17 protein-coding genes are annotated in these 14,013 nt (G+C 74.9%); 10 read left to right on the top strand and 7 right to left on the bottom strand.

What is annotated here, in order from left to right; genetic code table 11:
* Positions 1 to 29: 29 nt before the first annotated feature.
* Positions 30 to 1,340 carry a sodium:proton antiporter gene (locus tag LPA54_RS01000; RefSeq protein WP_228973113.1) on the bottom strand — a complete coding sequence of 437 codons (1,311 nt, stop codon included), beginning with the start codon at positions 1,338 to 1,340 and terminating at the stop codon, positions 30 to 32.
* A gap of 368 nt (positions 1,341 to 1,708) precedes the next feature.
* Here LPA54_RS01000 and LPA54_RS00995 point away from each other — a divergent pair, with 368 nt between their 5' ends.
* Together LPA54_RS00995 and LPA54_RS00990 are read left to right on the top strand one after the other, a co-directional pair.
* Entirely contained in the window at positions 1,709 to 2,131 is a 423-nt protein-coding gene (locus LPA54_RS00995) for a DUF6003 family protein (RefSeq protein ID WP_228973112.1), read from the top strand.
* 76 nt (positions 2,132 to 2,207) lie between these two features.
* Positions 2,208 to 2,744 (top strand): isochorismatase family cysteine hydrolase, encoded by a 537-nt coding sequence (locus tag LPA54_RS00990; protein ID WP_228973111.1) that lies wholly within the window; start codon positions 2,208 to 2,210, stop codon positions 2,742 to 2,744.
* A 43-nt stretch (positions 2,745 to 2,787) separates the two neighbouring features.
* Here LPA54_RS00990 and LPA54_RS00985 read toward each other — a convergent pair whose 3' ends face one another.
* Together LPA54_RS00985 and LPA54_RS00980 are read right to left on the bottom strand one after the other, a co-directional pair.
* Entirely contained in the window at positions 2,788 to 3,210 is a 423-nt protein-coding gene (locus LPA54_RS00985; RefSeq protein WP_228973110.1) for a VOC family protein, read from the bottom strand.
* A 198-nt stretch (positions 3,211 to 3,408) separates the two neighbouring features.
* Positions 3,409 to 4,347: an AraC family transcriptional regulator gene (locus LPA54_RS00980; RefSeq protein WP_228973109.1), complete on the bottom strand. Its 939-nt coding sequence runs from the start codon at positions 4,345 to 4,347 to the stop codon at positions 3,409 to 3,411.
* Positions 4,348 to 4,541: 194 nt separating this feature from the next.
* On the opposite strand from LPA54_RS00980, the gene LPA54_RS00975 reads away from it, so the two are divergent.
* Positions 4,542 to 5,183 carry an NAD(P)-dependent oxidoreductase gene (locus tag LPA54_RS00975; protein ID WP_228973108.1) on the top strand — a complete coding sequence of 214 codons (642 nt, stop codon included), beginning with the start codon at positions 4,542 to 4,544 and terminating at the stop codon, positions 5,181 to 5,183.
* A 53-nt stretch (positions 5,184 to 5,236) separates the two neighbouring features.
* On the opposite strand, the gene LPA54_RS00970 is transcribed toward LPA54_RS00975, so the two are convergent.
* Together LPA54_RS00970 and LPA54_RS00965 are read right to left on the bottom strand one after the other, a co-directional pair.
* A complete protein-coding gene (locus LPA54_RS00970; protein WP_306806445.1) occupies positions 5,237 to 5,548 on the bottom strand; it encodes a hypothetical protein in 312 nt (103 codons plus the stop codon).
* Positions 5,549 to 5,968: 420 nt separating this feature from the next.
* The gene (locus LPA54_RS00965) at positions 5,969 to 6,997 is read right to left on the bottom strand and encodes a hypothetical protein (RefSeq protein WP_228973259.1); all 1,029 of its coding nucleotides are present in this window, start codon (positions 6,995 to 6,997) and stop codon (positions 5,969 to 5,971) included.
* A gap of 175 nt (positions 6,998 to 7,172) precedes the next feature.
* On the opposite strand from LPA54_RS00965, the gene LPA54_RS00960 reads away from it, so the two are divergent.
* The 4 genes from LPA54_RS00960 (at position 7,173) to LPA54_RS00945 (ending at position 10,623) form a co-directional block, all read left to right on the top strand.
* Positions 7,173 to 7,628: a MarR family winged helix-turn-helix transcriptional regulator gene (locus tag LPA54_RS00960; protein ID WP_228973107.1), complete on the top strand. Its 456-nt coding sequence runs from the start codon at positions 7,173 to 7,175 to the stop codon at positions 7,626 to 7,628.
* Between the two features lie 236 nt (positions 7,629 to 7,864).
* On the top strand, positions 7,865 to 8,689 hold the full coding sequence (locus LPA54_RS00955; protein WP_228973106.1) for a glycerophosphodiester phosphodiesterase family protein: 825 nt from the start codon (positions 7,865 to 7,867) through the stop codon (positions 8,687 to 8,689).
* A gap of 112 nt (positions 8,690 to 8,801) precedes the next feature.
* Entirely contained in the window at positions 8,802 to 9,374 is a 573-nt protein-coding gene (locus LPA54_RS00950; RefSeq protein ID WP_228973105.1) for a GNAT family N-acetyltransferase, read from the top strand.
* Between the two features lie 196 nt (positions 9,375 to 9,570).
* Positions 9,571 to 10,623, top strand: a complete 1,053-nt coding sequence (locus tag LPA54_RS00945) for a serine hydrolase (protein ID WP_228973104.1) — start codon at positions 9,571 to 9,573, stop codon at positions 10,621 to 10,623.
* A gap of 39 nt (positions 10,624 to 10,662) precedes the next feature.
* On the opposite strand, the gene LPA54_RS00940 is transcribed toward LPA54_RS00945, so the two are convergent.
* Together LPA54_RS00940 and LPA54_RS00935 are read right to left on the bottom strand one after the other, a co-directional pair.
* The gene (locus LPA54_RS00940; protein ID WP_228973103.1) at positions 10,663 to 11,061 is read right to left on the bottom strand and encodes a hypothetical protein; all 399 of its coding nucleotides are present in this window, start codon (positions 11,059 to 11,061) and stop codon (positions 10,663 to 10,665) included.
* A 369-nt stretch (positions 11,062 to 11,430) separates the two neighbouring features.
* Positions 11,431 to 11,880 (bottom strand): SRPBCC family protein, encoded by a 450-nt coding sequence (locus LPA54_RS00935; protein ID WP_228973102.1) that lies wholly within the window; start codon positions 11,878 to 11,880, stop codon positions 11,431 to 11,433.
* Positions 11,881 to 12,172: 292 nt separating this feature from the next.
* Here LPA54_RS00935 and LPA54_RS00930 point away from each other — a divergent pair, with 292 nt between their 5' ends.
* From LPA54_RS00930 to LPA54_RS00920, 3 genes are all read left to right on the top strand, one after another.
* Positions 12,173 to 12,514, top strand: a complete 342-nt coding sequence (locus LPA54_RS00930) for a DUF3140 domain-containing protein (protein WP_228973101.1) — start codon at positions 12,173 to 12,175, stop codon at positions 12,512 to 12,514.
* A 211-nt stretch (positions 12,515 to 12,725) separates the two neighbouring features.
* Positions 12,726 to 13,148 (top strand): thioesterase family protein, encoded by a 423-nt coding sequence (locus LPA54_RS00925; protein WP_228973100.1) that lies wholly within the window; start codon positions 12,726 to 12,728, stop codon positions 13,146 to 13,148.
* Between the two features lie 349 nt (positions 13,149 to 13,497).
* A complete protein-coding gene (locus tag LPA54_RS00920) occupies positions 13,498 to 13,902 on the top strand; it encodes an ATP-binding protein (RefSeq protein WP_228973099.1) in 405 nt (134 codons plus the stop codon).
* The last annotated feature ends 111 nt before the right edge of the window (positions 13,903 to 14,013 follow it).

Raw genomic sequence — 14,013 nt, 5'->3', positions numbered from 1 at the left:
CGTTTCTCCACGCTGTGGTCCACCCTCGGTCACAAACGTTCGCGGGCCACGTCCCCGTCGTCCGGTCCGCCGGGCCCACGCGCCTTCTTCCGGGCCTGGAGCAGGCGCAGACGGTCCAGCCGGCTGATCACCGGTGTGGCGGTCACCCCGTGCAGGACCACCGAGGCCAGTACCGTCACGCTCACCAGGGCCCACAGCGCGTCGGCCGGCACCCCGAAGTCGGAGTGGCCGAGCGCGTACGCCAGGTAGAACAGCGAGCCGATGCCGCGGACGCCGAAGAACGCCGTCACGACGCGTTCGCGTGGTCCGGCGGGGCTGCCCAGCTGGGCGGTCCAAGCGGTGAGGGGGCGCACGACGCACAGCAGGAGGAGGCCGACGACCGCCCCCTGCCAGGTCAGGGCAGTGAGGGCGCCCTGCGCGACGAAGGCGCCGAGCAGGAAGAGGAGGGCCGCGGTGAGGAGCCGCTCGATCTGCTCGACGAAGTCGTGCAGCACCGTGTGGTAGCCGTGCGCGCGTTCGGCCGCGCGGACGCGGCAGGCGGTGACGAACACCGCGAGGAAACCGTAGCCGTGGGCGAGTTCGGTGACCCCGTAGGCGAAGAAGGTGGCCCCCAGGGCGACGAAGCCCTCCCGGTGCTCGGACAGCCGCATCACCCGGCGGGAGGCGTGGAAGAACATCCAGCCCAGCAGCTTGCCGACGGCGAGCCCCGCCAGCACGCCGACCGCGCACTTGTAGGCCACGTCGACGAGGAGCCACCGCCCGAACCAGTCGCCCAGCGGCGTCGCCCCGGCGGTGGCCATAGCGACGGCCGCCATGACGACGGGGAAGGCGAGGCCGTCGTTGAGACCGGCCTCGCTCGTCAGCGCGAACCGCACCTCGTCCTCGTCGTGCTCGGACTCGGTCGGCGCGCCGACCCGCACCTCGGACGCGAGGACGGGGTCGGTCGGCGCGAGGACGGCCGCCACGAGCAGCGCGGCAGCCGGCTGCCAGCCGAGCAGCGCCCAGGCGGCCACGGCGGTCACGGCGATCGTCAGGGGCATGGTGATGCCGAGCAGCCGCCAGGTGGTGCGCCACGTACGGCGGCCGAAGGGGCGGTTCAGAGCGAGCCCCGCGCCCATCAGGGAGATGATCACGCACACTTCCGTGACGTGCTCGATCAGGGCGCGGTCCCGCACCGGGTCGATCTGCGGCACGGGCAGCGGCAGCAGCTGGACGGCGAACCCGCACAGCAGGAACACCAGGGGCATGGACAGCGGGCGGCCGGCGACCAGCCGCGGGACGACCGCCGCCGCGAGCGCGCCCGCTCCGAGCAGGGTGAAGAGGAAGTCAACCGAGGTCACCGCTCACGAATGCCCGCCGAAGGCCGATGGCACGCAGGTACGAATCATGAATCCCGCTCCCGCGCCCGCACCCGGCCGACGTGGCGACGCGGGCGCGGCGCAACGGGGCGGCGTGCGGGTCCGGGGGCCGAGGGCCGGCGTGCGGGTCCGGTCCCACGCGGCCGGCGTGCGGGTCCGGTCGGGCCGGGGCCGGGACCGGCTCCACCCCGCCGCGACACCGCCCGCGCCGGTGCGGCGACGGGGAGCGGGGCCGTGCTGGGGGAGGGCGCGGCACCACCCGGGTGACGCGGCGCCTCCCGTGACGATGATCCGGCCGCAGCGGGGTAGGAGGACCGCGACCACCGCACCACTGACCGAAGGAGCCGCAGGTGACCGACGACGCCTACCTGTTCCTGCTGGACGAGACCGCGACGCCGCTCGGCGTTCCGCCGGCCTCCGTCGGCGACCTCGCCTGCCTGGAGACCCCCGCCGTGCGGGCATGGCTCGACGCGCACGGTGTCACGGTGACGTCCCCGCGGCTGCGCCTGGTGCCGCCGGAGGAGACGGCGGCCATCCCCGAGGGGGCGGAACGGCTGCCGGTCCCGCTGGGCGACGACGAGCTGAGCCGACTGCGGCACGACAACGCCCCCGAGTCCCTCAGCCGCCTGGAGGAGCAGCTCCTCGCCTACCGGGAGTGCACCGACGGCCGGGACGCCCTGCTCGGCCGGGCGCTGGCCGCCGGGGTGCCCCTGTCGCGCGTCGTGGAGCTGACCGGCGAGGAGCCCCGTACCGTCGCGGAGGCCGCCCGATGACCCGGGAAGCGCGGCACGTCGGGCGGCGCGGCCCGGTCGACCCGGGCGAGCGCCGTGCGGTGGCAGCCTGAGCGACATGGCCAAGACCGCACTGATCGTGATCGACATGATCAACACGTACGACCACAAGGACGCCGACCAGCTGCTCCCCTCCGCCCGGGCCGTGGTGCCGGTCGTCGCGGAGCTGCTGCGGCGGGCCCGCGAGCGGGACGTCCCGGTCATCTACGTCAACGACAACTTCGGCCAGTGGCGCTCGCACCACGGCGAACTCCTGGACACCGCCCTGGCGGGGCCGCACGCGGACCTCGTCGAGCCCCTGCGGCCCGACGACTCGTCGCTCTTCGTCGTGAAGGCGCGCCACTCCGTCTTCTTCGAGACCCCGCTGACGTACCTGCTGCACCAGCAGGGCATCGAACGGCTCGTGCTGTGCGGGCAGGTCACGGAGCAGTGCGTGCTGTACTCCTCCCTCGACGCGCACATCCGGCACTTCGACGTGGTCGTTCCCCGCGACGCCGTCGCCCACATCCACGCGGACCTCGCCGACGCCGCCCTGCGCATGATGGAGCGCAACATGGGGGCGCGGGTGTGCGACAGCGACGAGTTGTGGTCCTGAGCCGGCCCGCCCGGGCGCCGTGCGCGCGCCCGGGCGGGCCGGCTCAGGACGGCGCGCTCACGAAGATGCAGAACGGGTGCCCCGACGGGTCCGCGAAGACGTACAGCGGCTCCTCCGGGTCGTCGTACCGGTCCAGCAGCAGCTCGGCGCCCAGTTCCCGGGCCCGTCGGCGCTGCTCGGTCAGCTCGGCCGTGTCCGGGACGGTGAGGTCGAGGTGCGCCTGCATCGGGACGTCGTGCGCGGGCCACGTCGTCCGTGGCAGGCGCTCGACCTGCTGGAAGGCGAGTAGGTTCACCCCGTCGGAGGTGCGCAGCACGAGCCAGTCGGGCTCGTCGGGCGCGCCGTCGGCCGGCGGTTCGTCGCCGGGGCGGTACGTCAGCCCGAGCAGGCGCCGGTAGAACTCGGCCAGCTCGCGGGGCCTGGTCGTGTCGAGGACGGTGTGCAGCAATCGGGGGTACGCGGTCACGGGCCCTCCCTGGGGGCGGCGGGTCGACTCCCTCAGCCTGCCCCGATCCGTCCGGTCGAGCCCCGCCCGCCTCCGTCATCTCCCCGGCCCCTTCTCCCTCTCAGTCCCCCGCTCCCCCGCCGCCCCCGTCACCTCCGGCGCTCTCCCCGTCCCTCTCCGCCGGCCTGCCTCCGGGCCCCTGTCCGCCCTGGCCGCCGCTCAAGGCTCCGCCCTGGACTCCGCCGCGGGCCGGCCCCGTACGGCGGAGCGGAAGCCGAGCGGGGTGTGCCCGGTGCGGTGCTGGAAGAACTTGCCGAAGTTGGTGGCGCTGGAGAAGCCGAGCCCGGCGGCGATCCGCGCGACGGAGGCGTCGCTGTGGGCGAGGACCCGCTTGGCCTCCAGCACCACCCGCCGGTCGACGAACTCCTTCGCGCCCACCCCGGCGGCGGCGTACGCGGCCCGGGTGAGGGTGCGGGGCGAGTAGCCGAGCGCCCGCGCGTACTCCTCCACCCGCCGGGTGCGCGTGAAGTCCCGCTCGGCCGCGTCCCGGAACCGCAGGAACGTCTCGTCGGGCTCCGCGCCCGGGCCCGTGACGGGCCGTGCCAGGTGGGACAGGCGCAGGACGAGGACGGCGAGGAGGTGGCGCAGCGCGGCGGTGTGCGGCTCCAGCGGCATCCTCCCCAGGGCGTCGAACTCGTGGCGCAGGTGCTCGGCGGCCAACCGCAGCGCCGGCGCGTCCCGGGCGGCGGGCGTGCCGACCGCCGCCGCGTACGGATCGTCCAGGTGCGCCGCGCCGGCGGTGGCGGCGTCGAGGAAGTCCGTCTCGAAGAACACCGCGATCCCGTCGACCCCCGTCATGTCGTGCCACTGCTGCACCTGGCCGGGCCGTACCCACAGCCACGAGCCGGGTCGGACGGTGTGGTGCACGAAGTCCACCGTGTGGTGCAGGACGCCGGCGGACGGGGCCAGCAGGTGGTGGAAGGCGGGGCGCTGCGGCGTCTCCAGGCTCCGCCGCGGCAGCCGGGCGGCGAGCGCGGCGAGCGACCCCACCTCCACGCCGGCCGGCACGCCGGCCGGCGCAACGAAGGGGACCTCCCTGATCCGCTCTCCGCCCCTGCCCCTGCCCTCGCCCGGCGCCTGTCGCTTTTTGACCGTCATCGGTCGCCAACCTACCCGGTGGCGGGGCCGCTGACCTCGTACGTTGAAGGAGGTCGAGGAGCCCCGCGCCGGGTGGAGTCCGATAAGGGCACCATCCGGCGGGGCGCTCGCACCCCCGCGCGGACGAACCGGCGGGGAGAGCTCGGCCACCGTGCCGGACGGGTCCCCCGTCACTCCCAGGAAAGGAACAGTCGATGAAGATCGCGCTCTTCGGTGCCACCGGAATGGTCGGGAGCCGCATGGCCGCCGAGGCGGTACGGCGCGGCCACGACGTCGTGGCGGTGTCCCGCTCGGGCGGGTCGCCCGTGGAGGCCCCGGGGGTGACGGCCGTCGCCGCGGACGCCCGCTCCGCCGAGGCGGTCGCCGCCGCCGTCGCGGGGGTGGACGTCGTGGCGTCGGCGCTCGCCCCCGTGCGCGACGGGAGCGACCCGCGGGCCCCGTTCGCCGCGCTGTACGACGCGTTCCTCGACGGCGTGCGGCGGGGCGGCGTGCGTCGGGTGGTGATCGTCGGCGGCGCCGGCTCGCTGCTCGTCCGGCCGGGGACGGCCCTGGTGGACACGCCGGACTTCCCCGCGGAGTACGAGGCCGAGGCGCGGGCCCACGCCGACCTGCTGGCCGCCCTGCGCGACGTGACCGACCCGGAGTGGACGTACGTGTCGCCGGCCGCGCTGATCGCCCCCGGGGAGCGGACGGGCGTGTTCCGCGTCGGCGGGGACGCGTTGCTGACCGACGCCGAGGGCGGCAGCGCCATCAGCGCCGAGGACTACGCGGTCGCCTTCGTCGACGAGATCGAGCGGGGCGCGCACCGGGGCACCCGGATCTCCGTCGCCTACTGAGCCGACGACCGTCGCACGCCCGCGCGCCCGGCGCCGCGGCGCGACGCTGTCGGTCAAGCCGCGGCGTCGCGGCTCCACGGCCCGTCCGGCGCGAGGGCGTCGAGCACGGCGCGCAGCTGCGGCGGTTCCACCGGGTCGGTCAGCGCGCCCAGGTCCGGCCACGCGAGCCAGGCATGGGTGTCGAGGCTCGCGAGCTCGTCGGGGAGCAGGCCGGTCCGGGCGAGCGGCGGCCGCTCGTCGGGGAAGCGGGCGAGGAAGAAGTCCTCCGTCCCGACGTGCCGCCCGCCGTTCCACCACAGGTCCCGGTGGACGGGGACGGAGCGGTCGAGCACGGCCGCCGGATCGAGTCCGGTCTCCTCCGCCAGTTCGCGCCGTGCCGCCGAGAGCGGCGTCTCGCCGGGCTCGACGCCGCCCGCCGGGCGGCTCCCACAGGTACGTGCCGTCGAGCGGGTCGCGCCAGCGCAGCAGCAGGAGGCGGTGGGCGGAGTCCAGGCAGATGATCCGGGCGGCGGGCCGGTGTGTCGGTTCCACCGGGTCGACGGTATGCGCCGCTCCGGTCCCGATCAAGACCGGGCGGCGGCCCGTGGGACGACCGAGCCGACCCGGTCCTGTCCGGTCGGCCCCGGAGGCGGCCGGCCCGTGGCCCGGGAGGCGGCCGGCCCGTGGCCCCTGAGGCGGCCGGCCCGGTCGACGGGAACCGACCCGGTCGGTACGGGAGCGGCGCGACGGGCCGCGGATCGGGCGGCGGGACGGACGGCGGGGCGGTGGGGTGGTGAGGGGGCTGGTCAGACGCCGACCGCCTCCTCCATCTCCTCCTCGGCCTCCGCCTTCCGCTCCTCCGGCCCTGCCTGACCGGCTCCCTGCGGCTCCGCGGGCCGGGCGGCGTGGCGGGGCGCGGGGGTCGCGGCGGCGCGGGCTCGGCGCGCCTCGGTGACGCCCGCGACGGCCGTCAGGGCGACGCCGGCGAGCAGCCACAGCGCCAGGACGAGGAGGTGCCCCCCGAGGGCGCGGCCGTCGAAGTAGACGTGTGCGCGGGCGCCCTCGACGAAGCCGGCGCCGTTCCAGAAGGCGTGCAGCGAGGCGAAGAAGCCCGGCTGGAGTTCGGGCCGGTAGATGCCGCCGGAGCTGGTGAAGTTGAGCATGACGAACAGCACCATGACGCCGAGGGTCGTCCACCGCTTGAGGTAGGTGTGCAGGCCGACGCCGATGAGGAGGATGCCGGCGCTGTACAGCCAGGCCATCGCCCACAGACCGGCCAGCCCCCGGTCGACGAGGTGGAAGACGGGCCCGGCGAAGAGGGTGCCGACGAGGCTGACGACGAGCGACATGCCCGCTGCGAGGAGGGCCCGGACGCGCATCGGCAGGACGGCTCCGGCGCCGCCGATGACGGCGACGGAGGCGTAGGAGCCGATGCTGAGCGCGACGAGGAGGAAGAAGACGCCCTGGCCGGTGGGGTCGCCGTCGGAGAGGGGCGCGACGTCCGTGACCTTGAGGGGCGCGTCCTGCGCGGCGGCCACCTTGGTGAAGACCTTCTCGACGGCCAGGGCGGTGGTGTCGGACGAGGCGCCGGCGACGAGCAGTTCGGGGTGGGCGCCGGGGAGGTAGGCGCCGAACGAGGACTGCTCGCGCAGGGCGGTCACGGCGTCGCCGCGGTCGGCGACGGTGCGGACGTCGAGGGCTCCGGCACCCCGGTCCTGGAGTGTCTGGGCGAGTACCCGGGCGGAGGGGCCGGAGCCGACGATGTCGACGCGCAGGTGGTCGGGGGCGGGGGCGTGGAAGGCGCCGAGGTAGGCGAGTCCCATGCCGACGCACATCAGGAGCGGGGTGAGCAGGTGCCCGAGGACGTGGCGCAGCGCCCCCCGGGGAGTCGGTCCTGCGGACACTGGACCTCCATGGTTGGCTTTTACAACTAATCTCGTTGTACTATACAACCGAACCGGACGCGCGTCGACCGACGGCGTGCGCGGGCGACGAGGGGTGCGGTGCACGATGGGCGACGACGCGCGCGAGACGTCCGTGGACGTCATCCAGCGGGAGCTGACGGCCTTCGCCCGGCGAGCCCGGTCCGCGGCGGCGCGGCTCCACCCCGACCTGCCGCTCGTCTCCTACACGCTGCTCGCCCACATCCACGACCGGCTGGGGTGCAGCGCCACCGACCTGGCGGCCCACTACCTGCTGGACAAGTCCACGGTGAGCCGCCAACTCGCCGGCCTGGAGCGGCTCGGCCTGGTGGAGCGGCGCACGGAGCCGGACGACCACCGCGTGCAGGTGCTGCACCCCACCGACGAGGGGCGGCGCGTCCTCGCCGCCACGCAGGCGAGCCGGCTCGCCGCCTACGAGGAGCGGCTCCGGGACTGGTCCGCCGAGGACCTCGCCCGCTTCGCCGCGTATCTCGTCCGCTACAACACCGCCGTCACCTCCGACCCTCCGGACACCCCCCGGTAGCTGACGCCCCGTCGGGTGAAGCGACCGCCCACCCGGGTCCCATCGGCGGACCCGACGGCAAGTGCCGCGCGCATGGGCACGGGACACGCGCGTTCTCCTCGTATGCTGCGGCGGCACCTCCCGCCCGCGCCCGCCCGCGCGCGCCGGCCGCGGGGTGGCGCCCCGGCCCCCGTCACGGCCGGCGGCGGAGACGGGCGCGTCCCGCGCGCCGGGACAGGTACGAGATGAGGAGAAGGATGAGACCGACGACATGGGGGGTGGCCGCCGTCACGGCGGCGCTGCTGACCGGCACCGCGCAGGTGGGCCCTGCCGAGGCGGCCTCGCTCCCCCTCTGCCCGACGGTGTTCGGGCACGGCGGTTACCCCACCGGGGCGAACCCCTGGGAGCGGGATCAGATCCGCCAGCCCAACCACCCGAGGGGCCTGGCGCAGCAGAAGAGCTGGGGCGCGAGCGGCGTGGAGGCCGACCTCCAGCTCACCAAGGACGGCGCCACGGGCGTGATGTGGCACAACACCACGACCAACGGACTGACCGGCACCCGCAAGGCCATCACGGAACTGTCGTGGGCGTCCGGGGCCGACCAGCTCAAGGGCCGTACGATCACGCGCGGGCCTTACGCCGGGGAGACGGTCTACACCTTCCGCGAGTGGCTCGACGCCGCCGCCACCCAGGGGATGATCCCGCTGGTGGAACTGAAGGGCGAGGCGAGGCAGTCACTGCTCCACAGCGACCCGGCGATCCGCGAGGCGGGCTGGTCGCAGGTCATCGAGCCCCTGGAGGAGCGGGTCACCTCGCAGCAGATCATGATCTACACGCATGACGCGACGCTCAAGCCCGAACTCGAACGGCGCGTCCTCGAGGCCGGTCTCGCCACCTCGCTCACCGGCTACCCGTACTGGGTCGACGCGATCGGCTGGGAGGAACCGCCCCCGCCGGCCTCGGGCAACCACGCGTCCTGGGAGCAGGAGTTGGCGCTGCGCGGATCCGAGGTCACGTCGGTGCGGATGGCGACGTCGTGGACGGAGGACTTCACCGCATGGCTCAGCGGGCGCTGCGTCTGACGCCCCGTCGGCGCCGGTCGCGCCACCCGGCCGGTACGGGGCGCGGCGGGCGCGTCGCCGCCGGCCGTGCGGCCGGTGCGCGCCGCCGCCGCGACCGTGGCATCGTGTTGCCATGACCATCGACGTGCGTCCGGCCACCGTGTTCGAGGACGTCCGGACCCTGGTGGGGCCCAAGTCGCCCGACGCCGACGTCTGCTGGTGCCTGAGCTACCGCGTCCCCTCCAAGGTCAACAACGAGCTGCGCGGCCCGGCCCGCGGCGCGTACGTCGCCGAGCTGTGCCGCACCGGGCCCCCGCCGGGCGTGATCGCCTACGACGGCGACGAGCCGGTCGGCTGGGCCGCCGTGGCGCCGCGCTCCGCCACGTCCTTCGCGCGCAGCCGCAGGATCCCGCACGTGGACGACCTGCCGGTCTGGTCCCTGTGGTGCATCCGCGTCCGCCCGGGGCACCGCAAGCGCGGGATCTCCCACGCCCTCATCGCCGGCGCGGTCGGCTTCGCCCGCGCCCAGGGCGCGCCGGCGGTCGAGGCGTACCCGCTCGACAACGGCGGCGCCCGGGTGGACCTGACGATGGCGTACCCGGGGCTCCGCGCGAACTTCGAGCGCGCCGGGTTCGTCCACGCCGCCGACACCACCTCGGTACTGGCCGGCCATCCCCGGGTCCTGATGCGCCGCGACCTGCGCTAGGGGTTGTCTCGTCGATCAGGCCGGATCAGCGAGACGTCGGGAGCCCGGCATGATCGGCGAGACACCCCCCAGGTCCTGTCCGGCAGGGGCCCCCGGGTGGCGGGGTGTGCCGTGCCCCTCAGGCAGGAGCGCCCGACAGTGAAGATCATCACTGTGGCCGATCAGGTGGTGGGTGTCGGAGCGTGATGCTGGGGCCATGACACAGGACCCTGGTGTACTCGCCCGGCAGACCGCCGAACAGCTGGCCGAGGACGGCGTCGGCGCGGTGGTGGCCGCGGTGGTGGACGGCCGCGCGGAGATCAGGGGCGCCGGACGCGTCGCATCCGACCGGCCGGACGTGCCGGGCGCGGACACCCTGTTCGAGATCGGCTCCGTGACGAAGGTCTTCACAGCGCTGTGCCTGGCCCGGCTCGCGGTGGCGGGCACCGTGGACCTCGACGAGCCGTTGGCGGGGCTTCTGCCCGAAGGGACGGTCGTACCGTCGCGCGAGGGAGCGGAGATCACGCTGCGGCATCTCGCGACGCACACCTCCGGACTGCCGCGGCTGCCGAAGGGCATGCTCCTGCGGACCCGGCTCCGCCCGAACGCCCCCGATCCGTACGCCCGCTGCACCGCCCGCGTCCTGCTGCGCGGCCTGGCCAGGACCCGGCTCGACGCCCGGCCCGGAGCGCGGTTCCAGTACTCCAACCTCGGCGCCGGACTGCTCGGGCTGGCGCTCGCCCGCCGCGCCGGGACCGACTACCCGTCGCTCGTGCGGCGGGAGGTCTGTGCGCCGCTCGGGCTGGCGGACACCGTGGTGACCGTCGGCGCGGACCGCGCGGACCGGCTGGCCCGGGGGCACGACGGCGACGGGCGGCCCACCCGGCCGTGGCACCTCGCCGACCTGGCGGGGGCGGGCGCGCTGCGGTCGACGGCGAGCGACCTGGTGACCTTCGTCCTCGCCCAGTGGGACGCCTCGGGACCACTCGCCGAAGCCGTACGTCTCAGCCGGGAGACGAGGCACCCGACGGGCCCCTCCTCGTGGGCCCACCTGGGGTGGGTGGGCCACCGCCCGGACCCGCGGCAGGGCGGCCGTCCGCAGATCTGGCACAACGGCGGCACCGGGGGCTTCTCCTCATTCGTGGGCTTCGACCCGGACCGGCGGACGGCCGTCGTCGCCCTCGCCAACACCCGGTCACCGGTGGACGCCGCCGCGGCCCGCCTGCTCGCCACCCTGCAGACGGGACACGCCGCTCCGGCCCGCCCGTGAGGGGGCGAGCCGGCGCGGTCGAGGGGAAGGAACGCCCGGTCAGCCCGCCCACACGCCGGAGTTGGCCGCCGTGGAGCCGAAGTCGAAGATGAAGCGGGTGCCGTCCTTGACATCGGTCGCGACGACCGTCCACACGCCGGCCTTCGCCGTCTTGAAGGACGGCTGGCACTGGCTCCCCCCGGAGGACGGACGGAAGCAGACCGCGATCTTGGTGGTGGTCTTCGGCTTGATGTTGATGTCGCTGCAGTTGGCGGTGGTGGTCAGGGTGCTGGAGCCGTTGTTCGGGTACCAGCGGTTGCCCGAGGGCTTGGAGTAGGACTTCGCGCTTCCGTAGCAGGACTCGGCCCCGGTCGGCTGGGCCTGCGCGGTCGGCGCGATCACCAGTCCGGCGACCAGCACGGCCGCGGAGAGCGTGCCCAGGGCGAGGTGCTTGTGCATGTTCTGTTCTCCTCCGGCAGGACGGACACGTCGGCTCCGCCCGGCCGGTCGCGCACGGCGCACCGTGCGCGCGGTCCCCGGCGGCGGGCGGCGTGGTGCCGCCGTACGGCACCGGCTCGACCCATGACGATGGTGACAGTCCGGTCTTGTGCCGGTAAGGGACGTTTCCGGCCATTGCGGGAGGGAGACGGCTGTCGGACGGGCCGGCTCCCGACCGGGCCCCGGGGGCTCCCGGCCGTGGACGCGGCGCCCGGCTCGCCACCCTGCCCCGGCACGGAGCAGGCCCCGGCCGCGGCACGGAGCAGGCCCCGGACCGGGAGCCGGTCCGGGTTCGCCGCCGCGCCCTTGGCGTCCTACGCCGCGCCCGGGTCACACCCCGCCGCGCCAGGCACCCGTCTCGGAGCCCCGCCCCTCGATGAAGGACCGGAAGCGCTCCAGGTCGCCGGTGACCTGCCGCTTCACGAAGCCGAGCTTGTCGCCGACCGTCTCCGCCACGCCGCTGGGGTCGAAGTCCATCTGGAGCATGACCTTGGTGGTGGTGTCGTCGATGCGGTGGAAGGTGACGACCCCGGCCTGCCGGGCCTCCCCGTCCACCGTCGTCCACGCGACGCGCTCGTCCGGGATCTGCTCGGTGATCTTGGCGTCGAAGGTCCTCTCCACGCCGTTGACGTTGGTCGTCCAGTGGGTGAGCGTGTCGGAGCGCTGCTCGACGCGCTCCACGCCCTCCATGAACTGGGGGAACGTCTCGAACTGGGTCCACTGGTTGTACGCGGTACGGACCGGGACGTTGACGGTGACGGATTCCTCGACCTGCGACATGGTGGTGTCTCGCCTTTCGCTCGCCGCCGCTCCCGCGTGGGAACCACGGGCTTCGCTCTCTCCGGAGACGCCCGTATACCCCCGACCGCGCCGGGCATGACGGACGCCGGCGGACGGGCCGGTCCGCAGTCCCGGGCGTCCGGGTGGCCCAGGCGGGCGCCACCCGGAGGGATGAACGCGACCGCCGCAGGCCGTACCCGCCCCCGGGCGGAGGAACGATCGCGGGGACCCGCCGCCCGGGGGCGACGGGGCCGCCCGGCGGCGCGCCCGCCACGACGAAGGGGACACGCGGATGAGCGACCGGGACGACCGCGACGAGAAGATCGCCGAGTTCGGGAGGCTCGTCAACCTCTCCCCCGAACAGTTGGAGGACTGGCTGGAGCGGGACGAGTCCAAGGCCGCGGGGCAGCACGAGGACGGCGGGGAGAGCACCGGCCACGCCTCCGGCCGCCGCATCGTGCGGCTGCTGCGCACCTCCCCTTCCGCGCTGGACGACGACGATGTCGCCCACATGCGCAAGGTCGTCGGCTACATCAGGCGGCACCTCGCCCAGCGCCCCTCGGGTGACGTCACGGACACCAGGTGGCGCCACTCGCTCATGAACTGGGGACACGACCCGCTGAAGGACTCCTGACACCGGCGTCCCGGCCCCGGGCGCACCGGAGGGGTGTGGCGGGTCCCGGACGGGGCAGGGAGCCGGGCGACGGCCCCTCCGTACGCCGGCCCGTCACGCCGACGACACGTCGCGCGGGCGGGCCGGCGCACGGACCGGCCGGCGCAGGGGCGGGCCGACGCAGGGGCGGGCCTGAACGTCGTCGGGGACGAGACCGTAGGAGAGGAACGCCGTGACAGAGCCGTTTTCGGTGCCCGTCGTCGTGCGCGGCTACGAGACCGACACCCAGGGGCACCTGAACCAGTCCGTCTACCTGCAGTACGCGGAACACGCCCGCTGGTCGCTGCTCCAGGAGGCGGGCATCCGGCAGGCCGACCTGCTGGGCAGGGGCCTCGGTCCGATGGCTCTCGAAGTGACCGTGCGCTACCTGCGCGAGCTGCGCGCGGGGGACGAAGTGCGGGTTTCCTGTGCCTTCGTGTGGGGTGAGGGCAGGACCTTCCGCGTCGAGCAGACGGTCCGGAAGGCCGACGGCACCGTGGCCGCCGAGGTGACCGGCGTCGGCGGGCTGATGGACCTGGGCGCGCGCAGGCTGGTGGCGGATCCGCGCGAGCTCTTCCGGGAACTCGCCGACCGGCCGGAGGTCATGGGCGCCTGACGGGCCGCCGGGCGGTCGCCCGGGCCGGGGGGCGGCCGGCTGCCGAGGCCCCGCCGCCACACCGTCCCGCCCGGGGCGGGGCTCCACACCACGGCCCGGCCAGGCGTCCGGCTCGTCGTCGGCGCTCCGGCACCGCCGTCGACGTCGACGTTGCCGCCCCTCACCAGCGGTCCACCCTGGCGCGCCGGGCGCGGGTCGTGCTCCCGGTCGGCTCCGGGCGGTCCGACGGCCGCGACTCGTCGGGCGGAGTTCGCGCCCGCGTGCGGACGGTCGCGCCGGGACCGGTGCATCGGAGGTGGGCGGGTAGACGCGTCGATGTGGGCGACATCACGACGGTGAAGGAGAAGCGATGACCGACTCTTCGATGAAGGCTGTGGGCTGGGCCCGTTCGTTCCCCATCTCCGGAGGCGTGCGCGCGGGGAGGCAGTGGGCGCGCGAGCACCTCGCGTCGCTGGGGTGGACGGAGCGGGCGCCGGAGACGGTCGACGACGTGTTGCTCGCCGTGTCGGAACTCATCACCAACGCCCACGTCCACGCGCACAGCTCGGCGCAGGTGGTGCTCACCTGGGACAACCGCTGCCTGCACGTCAGCGTCCACGACGCGGGGGACCGACTGCCCGCTCCGCGCACCCCGGACACCACTTCCCCGGGCGGCCGCGGCCTCGCCCTCGTCGACGCCCTGTCCGACCACTGGCACACGCACCCGCAGAAGGACGGCAAGACCATCACGGCCTGCTTCACCCCGACCGGTTAGCGCCTCCCGGCGGCCCCGCCCCCGGCGGCGGGCGGGTCACCCGGGAGGGTGGACCGTCCCCGTCCGCCGCCGTGGGGGCGCCGCCGCCCGCCCGTGCGTGGCGATCCTGCC

This window comes from Streptomyces sp. DH12, assembly GCF_020873895.1.
Taxonomy (GTDB): Bacteria; Actinomycetota; Actinomycetes; order Streptomycetales; family Streptomycetaceae; genus Streptomyces.
This window is presented reverse-complemented; position numbering and strand designations above follow the sequence as displayed.

Coding starts and splice junctions, on each gene's coding strand:
- LPA54_RS00945 (WP_228973104.1), top strand. CDS start 9,571: ATGACACAGGACCCTGGTGTACTCGCCCGGCAGACCGCCGAACAGCTG.
- LPA54_RS00950 (WP_228973105.1), top strand. CDS start 8,802: ATGACCATCGACGTGCGTCCGGCCACCGTGTTCGAGGACGTCCGGACC.
- LPA54_RS00990 (WP_228973111.1), top strand. CDS start 2,208: ATGGCCAAGACCGCACTGATCGTGATCGACATGATCAACACGTACGAC.
- LPA54_RS00960 (WP_228973107.1), top strand. CDS start 7,173: ATGGGCGACGACGCGCGCGAGACGTCCGTGGACGTCATCCAGCGGGAG.
- LPA54_RS00920 (WP_228973099.1), top strand. CDS start 13,498: ATGACCGACTCTTCGATGAAGGCTGTGGGCTGGGCCCGTTCGTTCCCC.
- LPA54_RS00965 (WP_228973259.1), bottom strand. CDS start 6,997: ATGTGCGTCGGCATGGGACTCGCCTACCTCGGCGCCTTCCACGCCCCC.
- LPA54_RS00955 (WP_228973106.1), top strand. CDS start 7,865: ATGAGACCGACGACATGGGGGGTGGCCGCCGTCACGGCGGCGCTGCTG.
- LPA54_RS00980 (WP_228973109.1), bottom strand. CDS start 4,347: ATGACGGTCAAAAAGCGACAGGCGCCGGGCGAGGGCAGGGGCAGGGGC.
- LPA54_RS00930 (WP_228973101.1), top strand. CDS start 12,173: ATGAGCGACCGGGACGACCGCGACGAGAAGATCGCCGAGTTCGGGAGG.
- LPA54_RS00935 (WP_228973102.1), bottom strand. CDS start 11,880: ATGTCGCAGGTCGAGGAATCCGTCACCGTCAACGTCCCGGTCCGTACC.
- LPA54_RS00975 (WP_228973108.1), top strand. CDS start 4,542: ATGAAGATCGCGCTCTTCGGTGCCACCGGAATGGTCGGGAGCCGCATG.
- LPA54_RS00940 (WP_228973103.1), bottom strand. CDS start 11,061: ATGCACAAGCACCTCGCCCTGGGCACGCTCTCCGCGGCCGTGCTGGTC.